Below are 14008 nucleotides of genomic sequence, written 5' to 3'. Positions count from 1 at the left end.
ACACCTCATTTAATCTTATGTCTATCTCAGCTGTACACTGCTTACCAATGTAACAAAAGCTCACATATTTTTCAATTAAAATTTTTACCAATTTCGTTCTTATATGCTCATCAACTCACTCTTATTTCCCTTTTTTGTTAGAAAATAAACTCATTCTATTCAAAAATAGGCTTAGTCTTTTTCACCTTAAAAGGCTTTTTGAATAATATAAATAAAACCGATTGAATTAATCGGAATTATGAAAGTGAGGTAGAGAGAATGGAAGGCGGAACAGCTTTGTTCATTCAAAAATTTATTCAATCCCCTTTGCAAGTGGGAAGCCTTTTTCCAAGCTCAGCTGCCTTGGCAAGGAAAATGACCGCATCACTAGCTTGGCAAAATATAGAGCTAGCAGCAGAACTAGGTGCGGGAACTGGAGTTATAACCAATGAGATCATGAGATGTATGGAACCTGGTACAAAGCTTCATGTTTTTGAAAAAGATCTTGAGATGAGAAAACGGCTGCAAAAGAAATATGGTCCGAGTGCAGACTATCATGAAGATGCGTGTGAGATTTTGAAGAGTATCGGTAAGGAAGAGGGAGCACTTGATGTTGTTCTTTCAGGACTTCCGTTTGCCAATTTTGATAAAAGTCTTCAGGCACAACTTGTAACAGAAATATATCGTTCGCTTAGACCAGGGGGAGTATTGGTTGCGTTTCAGTATTCCACACAAATGAAAAAGACATTTCAGGCCACGTTTACAGAAGTGGAGATTTCCTTTGAACCACGAAATTTTCCACCGGCATTTGTTTATACGTGCATAAAATAAAAAGAATAGAAGTCTAAAGTAAAAATAGACTTCCTATACTTACATAAAAGAACGGCACTCTACCCGTGGTAAGGAGCCGGCTTTTTCACGTTGTTTATCGATACGAGTGATCCAAGTGATCAGAGATGAGATGTTTATGAAGCATCGCTTCCATAATCGTAAGGATAAGGGCCGTTAAAAAGGCACCCCACAACGTAATCTCAACAGCTGGTAATAAGAGCCCTAACAAAAAAACGAGCACAAATGACGTAGCGAAATCAAACATCAACTGTTTACCATAGGAGATTCTTGAAATCATGATGTATTCCATGAGTACTCCAATTGGAGCTAGGATCACGCTCATCCAGATGATCGGATGGACAAGTTTAAAATCTACACTATCAAACAGAAAGTTCGCTAGAATAAGCACTACGGGAATTCCAATCAACTTAATCATTAAGCTTTGCAAGAAAAGTTCCTCCTTTATAAATTGTTGTTTTGCTGGCTGATTTCGCCTTCGTTCAAGTATTGATTGGCGTCTTCCACATCCTTGTGTGCATCAACAGAGTCGCCTCTATATTTCTTTGCGTTACTTACTTCTACGTTCAGGTTTTGTTTATCGTTTTCGTTTTTCATCAACCATACCTCCTTATGTTTCCAATAACAGAAATCTCTATCAGAATGAACGTTGAGCACGGGTTTTATACCTTTTTTGAAAAGTTCTCGATAGAAATGTCATAAAAAGACCGAAGAGTGGGTATTACTTCAGTAAGAAAGTTTTTATAAGGAGGCGGGAGAGGTGGAATATTCGCTGTACAAAAAAGACGGCAAGTTTCCATGCGATGTAACGGTGGATTATGAGAACATGGTCTTTACGGTTCGGGACAGCGATACAACGGGTGAGGTATTTAACAGTGCGAGTGAGGTAGCGGAATGGATCAAGCAGCACTGGTCAGTTGAACAGTTTCAGAAACCTGATGATTATTATGACTTAATGAAGCATCTTGAAAGTTCTCTTCAAGAAGAGATTAAATACGAGTGAGTGGCAGGTGGGATCAATCCATCTGCCCTTTTTTTATGGTGTAATATGGAAACTAGTGGCATAATAGAAGAATTAAGAAATGGGGGAATTCATCATGAAAACTAGTGAGTTTGAAAAGTTGATGGAGCTGTTATTTAGCAACTATCTTAAAGATGAGGGAGAGTTTGGTTTTACATACCGAGTTGAAAAAGCCATAAGACGAATCGCTTATGCGACGAATTTGACACCTGAAACTGTAGAGAAAGCAGCTGAAGCAGGAGCTGATCTGCTTATCACTCATCACGACGCATGGGATTTTCTTTTTGGTATGAGAGAGGTGTGTGTGGCAGAATTAGAGAAACATGAGATCTCACATTACTTTACTCATTCTCCACTTGATTTTGTCCAGTTTGGTACATGTACGGCTCTTTTCGAACAAATTCAAATTGACGAAATTACCCGTTATTCAACGTATGAAAATGATAAAGAATATCCAGGTATCGGAGTTTTTGAATCAGCTCTATCCTTTACAGAGCTGAAGAACCGTCTTGAGCATGTACTAAGAGAACCGGTTAAAGCTTGGCAAAACCATGAGCGACCTGTTAAGAAGGTCGCGATCCTAACAGGAGCTGGCAACAATAGTGCTCACATTCAGTACGCCAAGGAAAACGGCTGTGATGCGTTTATTACGGGTGAACGAACTTTGTATTCTGTACAGTACGCCAAATTCGCAGGTGTGAACCTATATGTTGGCAGTCATACCTACACTGAAATTTTTGGAGTTCGAAACTTAGCGGAAAACATACAAGAAAAATACACGGCTTTGGAGATTGTACAGATCAATGAGGATCACATTGAAACCGTGCCTTTAGCATATCCTGTAAATAAATGAAGGTATTCGTAACGTCTAGGGATAAATAGTACATACTGTTTATCCTTGTTTTTTGTTTTTAAAGTTTCAATAGAGGTAATGGCACTCATCATTCGATATAATAGATTAGAAGAATGGGGGGAATTGTATAGTGGAAATTACACACACCAATGATAATTCAAAAGATATGATGACGGAAGAAACCGTTCAATCTATTGTAAGAGAACACCGGAAGTTAACAAAAGGAAAATTGATTCTTCGCGGGATATTAATTACGATCGGTGCCATCTTAATGGCGGTAGGACTGGAGATTTTTCTCGTTCCTAATCATGTTATTGATGGTGGGATAGCTGGTATCTCGATCATGCTTTCCCATGTAACAGGTTTAAAGTTAGGGCTGTTCCTATTTATTCTCAACTTGCCCTTTATTTTCATCGGCTACAAGCAGATAGGCAAGACGTTTGCCATCTCGACTTTGTACGGAATTATTATTCTTTCTACTGCTACTACACTTTTGCATCCTGTACCTGCATTTACAGATGACCTGCTTCTTGCCACTGTTTTTGGCGGCATTTTTATCGGTGTCGGGATTGGTATGGTTATTAGGAGCGGGGGTTCTTTAGATGGAACCGAAATTTTAGCCATTTTAACTTACAATAAACTGCCTTTTTCAGTAGGCGAAATAATTATGTTCTTTAACATCTTTATTCTTGGAACAGCTGGATTTGTTTTTACATGGGACAGAGCGATGTACTCCTTGATTGCCTATTTTATCGCCTATAAAACCATTGATCTGACGATTACAGGTCTTGAAGAGTCTAAATCAGCTTGGATCATTAGTGAAAATCATAAAGAAATTGGTGAGGCGATCCTTCACAGACTAGGTCGTGGTGTTACCTATTTGAAAGGAGAAGGCGCGTATACAGGAGACGAAAAAGGGGTCGTGTTCTGCGTCATCACTCGTTTAGAAGAAGCAAAACTAAAAGATATTGTGGATGAATTCGATTCAGGCGCGTTTCTTGCCATTGCGGATATTGCAGAAGTAAAGGGCGGAAGGTTTAAAAAGAGAGGGATTCACTAAAATTAAAAAAAAATGAAAAATACGCCTTTTTGTGGGCGTTTTTACTTTTTTAAGAGCCATTCAATTCCACCTTTTAAGTTATCAGCAAAATAGTCTGGTTGTACAGGAGAATGTCTATGGTTCTGATACCAAGAGGTTTTTCCTGAGCCTGTTAAAACTAATGTTCCTGTACAGCCCGCAGACTTTGCAGCAAGGATATCTGTCCAACGGTCTCCAAAAACAGCACATTTTGACAGGTCTAAATCATAATCTTTTGCTGCTTTATGAAGCATTCCTGTAGCTGGTTTGCGGCAAGAACAGCCCTCTTTATGGTGATGGGGACACAAATAAACATCGTTAAAGCCAAAAGCTTTTAGTTCCTCGACAAAATCTTCTTCTCTCGCTTCACCTCTGCTGACCCCAGGCTGGTTGGTGAAAGAGAAGACAAGAATGCCTTGCATTTTTAACGCGTGTATAAGTTCAGCAGTAAATGAAAATAGCTCGAACTCTCCAGGATATTCTATTTCATCGGAGCCGCCAATCGTTCCATTTCTGTCTAAGAAAACGGCCTGGATGTGATGATTCATATTTCTTCAGCTCCCTGATATCAACCTATTTCCATTATACGGTAAATATTTGAGATCTGCAGTACAGATTTTAACAGCATAATTTTATGGAACTTTCTCCTTATTCATCCGTACTAAACAATAGGGAAAAAGTACTGCAACTTAAAAGGGGACATATTATGAACATCTTGTTATTTTCAATTATTGTTGGGCTGGTCTCTGCACTTGTGATTGTACCGATCTCAAGCAGAATTGTGCCATCTAAAAAAGAAACGAAAACCTATTATGCTGGGGCCATTTTCGGAACCATTTTGATCACAGTACCACTTGTTTTTGTTTTCTATTATGTTACGAATCTTGACCGCAATCTATCTTCTCTTTGGCTGCTAGCAATTGTCATAACAGCAATCGGTGCCTTTTTCGCGACAGGTAAAGAGCGTTTGATCAAATCGTTTCTATTCACAGCAAGTCTCGTGATTACGGTTTTTTTGTTAACTGCCGGACTATTTAATGCAGAAGAAAAATACGAAACTTCTAAAATGAAAGAAAAAACAGAGATCGAAACGTTCGATGAAAAAGAAACACCGGCGAGTGTACCTCCGAAATTTGCCCGAAACAAGATGCGGAAGTCGTTTGGGCAAGTCCCAAACACGAGCTATTATGAGCTTGGAAACCTTCAGATTCAAAAAATCAACGGTGAGTACGTGTATATTGCACCAGTTGAATTTTCAGGTTTCTTTAAATGGTGGAACGGGGAAGTGACACCAGGATACTTCACGTTAAGCGCAACGGATTCTTCGGCTAATCCAAAGTTTACAAAATCTGAAATGGCTTATACGCCTTCTTCCTTTTTTAATAAAAACATGGAACGGCACATGCGTTCACAGTTTCCGGAATATATCTTCTATGGTGAGCCACAATTAGAAATCGATGATGAAGGTAAGCCGTTCTACATTCGTTCTTATGGAGAATTTATTTCTGCACGAAACGGGTTCAAGGTGCAAGGTATCGTGGTAGTTGATCCGAAGAGTGGGCAAACAAAGGATTATGATTTAAAAGACGTTCCTTCATTCATTGACGGTGCCGTATCGCCTGAGACGGTGAGCCTGCAAAACAGTTATTACGGAAACTATGTTCATGGCTTTTGGAACAGCAAATTCGGGAAAAAAGATGTAAAGCTGCCATCTGATGAAGGTACGGAAGCAAATGTAAGTCCGATTTTCGATGAAAATGGCGATATGTACTATTTTACTGACTTTACAAGTCCAAAAGAGGGAGTCGACTCGATGCTTGGTTACTCGTTAACAAACGCAAGAACGGGTGAGGCGACCTTTTATACAGGTAATCTGGAAGAATCGTACATGGACTCTCAAGGAGCCTTACAGATTATTCAGAAAAAGTTCATTGAAAAGAGATGGGATGGGGAGATGCCGGTTCTTTATAATTTCTATGGGGAAGCGAGCTGGCTGACGCCTGTGCTCGATTCAAACGGCTTTTTGCAGAACTATTTTATCGTGTCAGCGGCAAACCCGGAGATCTCAGCTTTTGCGAATACGCCGAACGCTGCTTTAAAACAATATAAAACCGCCTTGCAGCGAGGAGGCGGTTCAGTAGACGGAAGCTCGGACGCGGAAGAACAACAAATCAAGGGAACGATTCTTCGCGTATACAAAGAAAAATCTGGAGACTATACGACCGTGACGTTTTTGTTAGACAATCGGCAAAGCTATATGGTCTCTTCTGAAATCAGTCCACTTTCTATTTATCTAAAAGAAGGAGATAAAGTGGATGTGACCTATTTAAATACTGGAGAATCTTTCCTGCCCGTTAAAGAGATCAAGATTGAAGGATTGGAATAAATTAAAAAAGCAGTGCATTTCCTTACGTTGAAATGTCACTGCTTTTTTTTATTATTTTTGGGGCACATATCGCCTTGCGCCAGAGAATTCAATCGCATAAGCAGGTGTTGAGATTGGATCCATCCGAACGGATGATGCCGTGTTCGGTGAGTGGATCATCATTCCGTTTCCAGCATACATGGCAACATGATGAACGCGCCCTTTTCCTTCTTCATAAGAAAAGAACATTAAATCCCCAGGCTCAAGCTTATCTTTATCTACAATCAAGCCCTCTTTTGACTGTGGACCAGAATCTCTTGGAATCGTAATTCCGTTCGCTTTATGAACCGTATGTGTGAAGCCTGAGCAATCAAATCCGAAACCAGCTGCTCCTGCCCATAAATAAGGCAAGCCAAGAAACTTTTTCGCTTCTTCAACAAGCTCTTCACCAGTAGGAACCGGAATATCACTATCACTTCTATACACTTTTGCATCCTTCGCATCTAGCCAGCGCACTTTGCCTTCAGGTGTTAAAACCGCAATCGTATGGCGCAAATCCTTTAAAACAGGAAGTCTTGTATTATAGCTTAATTCCAGATCTTTTTTATATCCAAAAGGTCCTTTAGAAAGCCATGCCGTAGGGCTCGTGATGAGCGCAAAAGGCTTGCCATCAGCACGCTCAAACCGCTCAGAAGTTGTTAATTGTTCTAAAGGCATCCACCCTGGATAACCGAGCGTGTTCCTTGGTGTTGGCTGTCCATATACCGCGACCTTGACCCAATCACCTTGTTGTTCTAATACTTGAACTTTTTGTCCATAGAGAGCCTGTGTTTCTAGTTCACCGACTAGCCATAGCTTTTCTTCATATGTCATGCCTGTCGTCCAGCTCCGAAGATCAACAGGGTTCAATAGTGATGGTTCATCAATAGGGCGTGCAACATTTGGATTGCTCCATAGCGTAGCAGCCGCAACATCAACATACAGATCCTTACCGATAACGTCTGTTCCAGTTTCCTCTTTTTCGGCAGAAGCGGTGTTTGGGAATAGAGCAAGTAACATCGCAAGCGAAAAAAGGACTTTCATTAGCTTTCGCATAATAGCAGTCGCTCCTTTTTCTGTTTTTTAAACCATTCTTTTTTTCAGCGGACAATCCTTTGCAAAAGAGCAAAGATAAGCCAAAGCTCCTTTGGAATGGTTTGAACTAATCAAACGAATGGACTAAAAAGGAGCTGACACAGGTCAAAAGAAGGACAAAAAAAACACCTCGGAAATCGAGGTGCGAGGGCATTACATAATTAGATGCTGATTTACTTCCATCAATTGCATGCCGTAGACGACAAACGCGGATAAAATACCAGCAAGCAACAGGTACAAAGTAAGAACGACGATCTTCGTTTTCATGTTTGAGACGTAATAGTTTTTCTTTTGATGATAAAGCTCTTCTGTTTTTGCTTTTTCAGCGAGCAAACTTTTTTCATACGCTTCAAAATATGCAGCATGATTAAACACGGGAAGTTCGGGAATTGAAGCAATACCTTCAGGATCAGAATCACCGTAAGCTTCGATAACTTGGTCTCTGTTGCGACGGTCATTTTCATATTCATCCTGCAATGTTCTTAAGAAACGTTCACGATTGTTCAGCATCTCCATTTCAATATGTGATGTATATTTTTTTAGCTTTTTCTTGTCCTGTAGGATAGGAAATGCGAATCCAGAGGGAACATTGCGTTTCAATCTATCTTTTGCGACACGCACATCCTCTAAATACGTTCCAATAATATAGCCGAAATTCGGCATTTCACGATACTCATCCATCTCAAGCTGAATGCTTGCTAGCTTCTTCTGCTCAGCTTCAAAGAGTTCTAGAGTCTGTAACGTTTTTTTCTGTTCAAAGTCTTCGCGGACTCTTCGCCACCACGTCAAGATACCGAATAAGAAAATCAAAAAGATGATAGGATCAGGTGATATAAACAAATACGGAATGACGATCAATAGTCCGATAAACCAAATTTTCGTTGAAAGAACGCCAACAATACGTCCGCCGTCAAGAGGAGAGACTGGAAATAAATTAAACAAATTGATCATCGCTCCTAAAAAGATAACAAGTCCCCAAAACGGCTCGTTCGTTGTCTCATATAAAAAGACAGCAGGCAAAAACGATAGAAGGCCAAACAGTGGTCCTGCATAAGCGATATACGCTTCGTCCTTCGCGTTTTTGGGCATCTCCTTCATACCGATTGCAGCTCCCAAAAACGGAATGAATATGGCAGGCGATGTTTTGATGCCTTTTTTCTTGGCTGCAACCAAATGACCCATTTCATGTACAAAGATGAGATAGACGATGGCTACAGCAAACTTCCATCCGTAAAAAACGGCATATGCGCCAAGTGAGATAAACATTGATATTAAAGTGGCAAATTTGCCTAGTTTTAATAATCCAAACACCCATTTTAATTTGCTCATCAAGAACAATCCAATACCCGCTACTATTGTCCATAGACGGGATTGACTTTGTTTTTCTGCTTTTTCAGCCATATAAAATCCCCCAGATTACTTTTTTCTTAGTTTCTATCATAAATGAAATACGTTTAAAGTGAAAAGAAGTTTCTCTTTCTGGGACGAAATGGCCTTTTCTTTCGTTTTTCTTTCTAAATTTGCGGGTATACGAAAAGATGTACCCCTGTATTGATAGGGGACAGTTACGAATGATGTGTAAAGAACAAGAAGGAGGGATCGGTTTGCCTATACAAAATCACCAACTCATACAAGCAGACCCTTTTGTGTTGAGCAAATCCGAAGTTCTGCACGCAGTAAAAGATTATTTAAGGCGTGAAGGCTATGAAACAAGAAGTCTTGGAGAATTGTGTGGCATCGACCTGGCAGCTGCAAATGAATACCATACGCTTGTCATTGAGGCACAAGGCAATCATGCAGAACATCATGAAAAGGAAATCGTATTCACCGGTAGTCAGCTGGATACGCATTTCAGCCGTCAGCTTGTAAAACTGCTTAGAAACTACGAAAAAAATCCAGGCAAAACATTAGTTATGGCGAATCCAGATACCCCCAGATTGCGAAAAAAAGCAAAAAACATTAAGCAGGCTCTTGATGACCTTGGCGTTGTGCGCTTTTGGGTAAAAGATGATGGAAGTATTGAATGGGAATAAAATGAATTCAAAAAAGTAGCACCGGAGTAAGGATCCGGTGCTATTTTACTTTTTCGATTGTATCGTGACTGGTTTCATATAATTCTGGTAAAACATTCATCTCTTCAAGGTCTCGTTTTGTTTTTTCAGTTCCAAGTAAATACAAATAACGGAACACTTCATAAGTAAGTTTACTGTCCTTGCCGCGGTGATATTCGGCATTTGACTCCTCAAAATGCCGTTTAGGAGAAAAGATATCTAGCCCTTCTTGTTTGCTGTTTACATGCATTTCATAAAATAGATGCTGAAGCTGCTGTTTTTCCTCATAAGAGGCTTGTATCTCAAAATAATGGACATGATCATCTGTTGGAATCGGTTGAATATCACCTTTTGCCGTTACATAATACGTTTCTTTTTGTTCCATAATCGTAAAACCTCCTTTTTCTTTTCATTCCTCATGAAACAGTTTTCGAAACATGCAGGGTTCCTATATAAATATCGAAATGACAAAGGGGTGATCGAAGGAATAACTATTTCATAAACAAATAAAGCGCATGAAGAAGCGTATAATGTAGGAAATGGAAGGGGTTTGCGTCTTAATTTGTTATCTTCAAACATATAAAAAAGGAGCGAATTCCGCTCCCGTTTTAATACAAGTCTGCATTCTTTTTTAATAGTGCATACACATACATATCAAAATAATCCTCACCGGCTTTTTGGAACTCGTGAAGCATGGCCTCTTCTGTAAATCCAAGCTTTTTTACAAGAGCTCGTGAAGCCGTGTTTTCTGGTCTGATCGTCGCGGCAATACGGTTAAATTCCATGCCGTTAAATCCGTAATGAAGGACCGCTTTTAAAGCTTCAACCATAAAACCATTATGCCAATACCTGCGATTAAGTTCGTATCCAAGCTCTGTGCGGCGGTCAGATTTACTCCAGTTATGAAACCCGCAAGTGCCTATTAGCTTGTCCTCTTCTTTTAACGTAATTCCCCAGCGAATCGAACTGCCTGATTTAAACCCTTTTTCAAAGGCTTCTATAAGAGAAAAGGCTTCGTCCTCATTTTTTAAAGGGTTCATTCCATAATATTGTAGTGCATCACTATCAGAGAAGGTCGAAAAGATTTCAAAAACATCGGATTGCAATACAGGTCGAAGCCGCAGTCGTTCTGTTTCAATCATCGGGAAGTGATCGTATGTATTCAATAACATACCTCCTTTAAGAAATGGATTTAAGTTTCATTTCGTCGATAAAGAGCTGAGCAAAATATGGATCCCATTGCGTCCCTTTACCACCTTCTAAAATCGCTAACGCCTTTTCATGTGTCATTCCTTTTCGATATGGCCGATCAGACGTCATCGCATCATAAGCATCAGCAACGGCAATGATTCTTCCAAACACCGGGATGTCTTCACCTGCTAGTTGTTCAGGATAACCTTTCCCGTCGTATCGTTCATGATGATAACGAACTCCTGGAAGAAGGGGTTTCATCGCATCATAAGGCTGAACTTGTGCAAGGATATCAGCGCCAATGGCAGGATGTTTTTTAATCAGCTCAAATTCTTCATCTGTTAGACGTTCTTCCTTTAATAAAACCATGTCAGGAATACCGATCTTCCCAATATCATGGAGCAGTGCTGATTTTTTGAGCTGAATCAGCTGCTGAAAGGGAAGTCCAGCCATTTGTCCGATTTTCATCGCATAGTCAGCAACACGCAAGCTATGTCCAGCCGTGTATGGGTCACGAGCATCAAGTGTTGCTGCCATCGTCGCAAAGAAACTTTCAAGCAATTGTTTATTTTCTAGTTCACGTGATTGTATGGCTCGTGCCATATGGTTGAATCCTTTAATCAGTTTTGAGAATTCATCTGAATATAGATCATCCACTTTAGCATTGCTGTTTCCAGTCGTCACTTCATACATACCTTCCTGAAGCTCGACCATAGGCTGCTGAATGTCCTTAAATAATAGAAAAGCCCCATAGATCGCAAAAGAAATTCCGATAAGCAAGACAAACAATGCCCATGTCCAATAAGAATCATTAACTGGAGCGGAAATTTGGTATAAACGTACTTGATTTGCCAGAGCAAACAACAAAAGAGGAAATGTACCTATGAACAGAGTACTCCATTGAATTTTCCGCTGAATCGAAATGTGTTTTGAAGAAGAGAGTGAAAGGATTACACCATGATCTTTTAACGTATTTTCCTGGATATGCTTCAAGATAGGCTGAACGGCTTTTGTAGTTAAAAAGAATTCAATAATGGCGTGCATTCCAGCGACCAAGATCGCTCCGAGCGCAGCAAGATATATATAATAATAAGGCAATGATAAATAACCAAAATAAATACTAACTGCAGCCAGACAAGATGCAGGAATAGACAGACCGAATAAATGTGGTCCAAGTATTCGCTTTACCGTTCGAATCGGGAAATGATGAGCATGAAAATATGCTTTTTCAGCGATTTGTAAAGGTGGATGTTTTTTTGAGAAATATGTACGAAAAACGCTAGTATGCATTCTAAAGAACGTGTACTCCAATGAAAACATGATCAAACCAGAAAGAAAAAGGATTCCGCATAGTACAAATATTTCTTTGATTGAAAAACGGAGAGTCGTGAATAAAAAGACGCCACCGACACCTAAAACAGCTGCTGTTGATCCAAGGATGTAATTCTTTAATAAATGTCGTTCAAACCGATCAAATCGTTCCACACGTACACCCACCTTTCTTACTATTGCTTTATAAAAATGATACTAATAGCATACCTTACAAAAACTTGGAAAAAAAGCAATTTTTCAACACTTTTTTACATTTCATATGATAATTATTTCAATTTTTATCAAAATCGGTGAATGTTTATGCTGTCCATATGATTCCGAAAAGCGGTTTGAAGTTTCGTTCTATTCAAGAGATAGGTTTAAAGTATAGCATCAATAGGAAATGTACAAAATACACGGGATGGATATATTCAGAAGGAAACGGGTATGAAATGGTATATAGAAGTTGGAAGGGAGCTTGAAATATGTCATTAACTACACAAGAAATGGACCATTTTAGAGAAATTTTACTCTCACGAAAAGAAGAGATCAAGGCAATGAGGGAGAGAAACGACTCCTTCGGTAACGATACAGGGTTTCCTAAAGACTCTACAGGTGAATTATCAAGCTATGATAATCATCCTGGAGACTTAGGGACGGAACTTTTTGAAAAAGAAAAAGATATTGCTTTGAACGATCTGCACGAAAAGGAACTTGAAGACATCGACGCTGCACTAAACAGTATGGAAAACGGGGATTACGGAGTTTGTAAAACGTGCGGTGCAGATATTTCAAAAGAACGATTAGAGGCGGTACCAGCAACTCTTTATTGTAAAGAACATAGTCCAGGACAACATTCTTCAGATGACAGACCAATAGAGGAAGAAGTAGCAGGTCCAGATTATTCGAGACGGAGCAATGACGGAAGAGACGCCACTTTCTTTGATTCTGAAGACACATGGCAGTCGGTAGCTCGTTACGGCACAAGTGAAACACCTTCTGATTTTACAGATCCTGAAAAAAGTGACTATAACGAGATGTATGAGGACTCAGAAGACGATGATGGGTATGTGGAAGATTACGAAGGATTTGTAGCAACGGATATCACCGGAAAAGAAGTCAATGTAGTGCATAACCGAAAACATGAAGAATACGAAGACGAGTTAGATGCAGAAGAAGATCGACAATTAGACAAAGATAAGTATGATAATTAAGAAAAACACGAGCTTTTTAAAGGAAAGTCAGCGAAAATCGAGAAGAATGAGACGGATTTTCTATGAAAATAAAAGGGTGTTTCACTATTGGGTGAGACACCTTTTTTGTATGATTTAAGCTTTAAGAGCAAATAGAGGAATTTTATGAGTAATTCCGAATTAATTTCTAAGTCTGGCTCGCTTTTTGTATTACATTGATAAAACCGATCTTATCAACTTTGCTGTTAAATGGATAGCAAAACCAACAAGACCTAATCCCGCTAATCCGGTTATCCACCTTATAACATACTCGTTGATTAAGGTTCTGAAATAATGAACGGTAAAAGCGATGTTCACATTCCACAAAACAATTCCTGCTATGATAAACAAACTGAATTGAATAGCAGTTATTTCCCCATAATGGGGGGGGATTGCCTGTAGTGCTCCTCCGTATACACCGAACCAGAAGACAAAATTAAAGGGATTCATTAAAGCTAACAAAAAGCCTGTCCAGTAAGGTGCTTTACTTGTTGATTGATTCCCATCTAGATGAAGTGTTATTTTCGAGGTGATAGCTTCCTTTATTGAAGAAATACCCAGAGTTGTCAGCATGCCAATTCCTATCAATAGCATTCCTATTTGAACAACATGAATCCGTAAAAAAGGAGAAAGCCCTAGAAAGATGCTGGCCATAAAGATGAGGTCAGCACTTGCTGCGCCAAGTCCAACAAGCCACGATGGCCAAAATCCTCCGTGTACCCCTTTTTTTATCATTTCTAATTTAATAGGTCCAACAGGAGCCGCTAAACTTATTCCGAGCATTATAAAATGAAAACTCATCACCCAATAATCAATCAAGCTGACTCCTCCTGACAGAAAACGGCTTGTCTTTCCAGATTATGAAAAAGTTAAATAGATTATTACGGCAGGAAATATAAAATAAATAACGAAAAATTAGATAAATGGCGAAAGGTAACAAATAT

The 14008-nt window shown here is 39.4% G+C and carries 15 protein-coding genes and 1 pseudogene; 7 read left to right on the top strand and 9 right to left on the bottom strand.

Annotated features, from left to right (window positions below; genetic code table 11):
• Window positions 1-258: 258 nt before the first annotated feature.
• A complete protein-coding gene (locus KUV80_RS07770; protein WP_222462072.1) occupies window positions 259-810 on the top strand; it encodes a class I SAM-dependent methyltransferase in 552 nt (183 codons plus the stop codon).
• A gap of 94 nt (window positions 811-904) precedes the next feature.
• On the opposite strand, the gene KUV80_RS07765 is transcribed toward KUV80_RS07770, so the two are convergent.
• Window positions 905-1258 (bottom strand): DUF2512 family protein, encoded by a 354-nt coding sequence (locus tag KUV80_RS07765; RefSeq protein WP_222462071.1) that lies wholly within the window; start codon window positions 1256-1258, stop codon window positions 905-907.
• Window positions 1259-1272: 14 nt separating this feature from the next.
• Window positions 1273-1425, bottom strand: coding sequence for a hypothetical protein (locus KUV80_RS07760; protein WP_222462070.1), 153 nt, complete (start codon window positions 1423-1425; stop codon window positions 1273-1275).
• A 163-nt stretch (window positions 1426-1588) separates the two neighbouring features.
• Between KUV80_RS07760 and KUV80_RS07755 the strand changes: the two genes are divergently transcribed.
• The 3 genes from KUV80_RS07755 to KUV80_RS07745 all read left to right on the top strand — a co-directional run bounded on the left by KUV80_RS07755 (window position 1589) and on the right by KUV80_RS07745 (window position 3762).
• A complete protein-coding gene (locus KUV80_RS07755; RefSeq protein WP_077362128.1) occupies window positions 1589-1831 on the top strand; it encodes a hypothetical protein in 243 nt (80 codons plus the stop codon).
• A gap of 94 nt (window positions 1832-1925) precedes the next feature.
• Window positions 1926-2702 (top strand): Nif3-like dinuclear metal center hexameric protein, encoded by a 777-nt coding sequence (locus tag KUV80_RS07750; protein ID WP_222462069.1) that lies wholly within the window; start codon window positions 1926-1928, stop codon window positions 2700-2702.
• Between the two features lie 169 nt (window positions 2703-2871).
• Window positions 2872-3762, top strand: a complete 891-nt coding sequence (locus KUV80_RS07745) for a YitT family protein (RefSeq protein WP_222462288.1) — start codon at window positions 2872-2874, stop codon at window positions 3760-3762.
• A 41-nt stretch (window positions 3763-3803) separates the two neighbouring features.
• Here the strand turns inward: KUV80_RS07745 and KUV80_RS07740 are convergent, their stop codons facing one another.
• Window positions 3804-4328 carry an HAD-IIIA family hydrolase gene (locus KUV80_RS07740; RefSeq protein WP_222462068.1) on the bottom strand — a complete coding sequence of 175 codons (525 nt, stop codon included), beginning with the start codon at window positions 4326-4328 and terminating at the stop codon, window positions 3804-3806.
• Window positions 4329-4486: 158 nt separating this feature from the next.
• Here KUV80_RS07740 and KUV80_RS07735 point away from each other — a divergent pair, with 158 nt between their 5' ends.
• On the top strand, window positions 4487-6166 hold the full coding sequence (locus KUV80_RS07735; protein WP_246625047.1) for a hypothetical protein: 1680 nt from the start codon (window positions 4487-4489) through the stop codon (window positions 6164-6166).
• Window positions 6167-6217: 51 nt separating this feature from the next.
• Here the strand turns inward: KUV80_RS07735 and KUV80_RS07730 are convergent, their stop codons facing one another.
• Both KUV80_RS07730 and KUV80_RS18830 read right to left on the bottom strand, forming a co-directional pair.
• Window positions 6218-7240: an NlpC/P60 family protein gene (locus KUV80_RS07730; RefSeq protein WP_222462067.1), complete on the bottom strand. Its 1023-nt coding sequence runs from the start codon at window positions 7238-7240 to the stop codon at window positions 6218-6220.
• A gap of 896 nt (window positions 7241-8136) precedes the next feature.
• Window positions 8137-8680 (bottom strand): annotated as a pseudogene (locus KUV80_RS18830) (site-2 protease family protein); the annotation flags it as partial.
• Window positions 8681-8850: 170 nt separating this feature from the next.
• On the opposite strand from KUV80_RS18830, the gene KUV80_RS07720 reads away from it, so the two are divergent.
• The gene (locus KUV80_RS07720; RefSeq protein ID WP_222462065.1) at window positions 8851-9312 is read left to right on the top strand and encodes a hypothetical protein; all 462 of its coding nucleotides are present in this window, start codon (window positions 8851-8853) and stop codon (window positions 9310-9312) included.
• Window positions 9313-9352: 40 nt separating this feature from the next.
• On the opposite strand, the gene KUV80_RS07715 is transcribed toward KUV80_RS07720, so the two are convergent.
• The 3 genes from KUV80_RS07715 to KUV80_RS07705 form a co-directional block, all read right to left on the bottom strand.
• Window positions 9353-9715, bottom strand: coding sequence for a hypothetical protein (locus KUV80_RS07715; RefSeq protein WP_222462064.1), 363 nt, complete (start codon window positions 9713-9715; stop codon window positions 9353-9355).
• 223 nt (window positions 9716-9938) lie between these two features.
• Entirely contained in the window at window positions 9939-10496 is a 558-nt protein-coding gene (locus KUV80_RS07710; protein WP_222462063.1) for a GNAT family N-acetyltransferase, read from the bottom strand.
• 13 nt (window positions 10497-10509) lie between these two features.
• Window positions 10510-12006 (bottom strand): HD domain-containing phosphohydrolase, encoded by a 1497-nt coding sequence (locus KUV80_RS07705; protein ID WP_222462062.1) that lies wholly within the window; start codon window positions 12004-12006, stop codon window positions 10510-10512.
• A 311-nt stretch (window positions 12007-12317) separates the two neighbouring features.
• Here KUV80_RS07705 and KUV80_RS07700 point away from each other — a divergent pair, with 311 nt between their 5' ends.
• A complete protein-coding gene (locus tag KUV80_RS07700; protein ID WP_222462061.1) occupies window positions 12318-13046 on the top strand; it encodes a TraR/DksA C4-type zinc finger protein in 729 nt (242 codons plus the stop codon).
• A 189-nt stretch (window positions 13047-13235) separates the two neighbouring features.
• Here the strand turns inward: KUV80_RS07700 and KUV80_RS07695 are convergent, their stop codons facing one another.
• Window positions 13236-13883, bottom strand: a complete 648-nt coding sequence (locus KUV80_RS07695) for a LysE family transporter (protein WP_222462060.1) — start codon at window positions 13881-13883, stop codon at window positions 13236-13238.
• Between the last annotated feature and the right edge of the window lie 125 nt (window positions 13884-14008).

Origin of the sequence: Fictibacillus nanhaiensis, assembly GCF_019801215.1 — a bacterium.
GTDB classification, from domain to species: domain Bacteria; phylum Bacillota; class Bacilli; order Bacillales; family Fictibacillaceae; genus Fictibacillus; species Fictibacillus nanhaiensis_C.
This window is presented reverse-complemented; position numbering and strand designations above follow the sequence as displayed.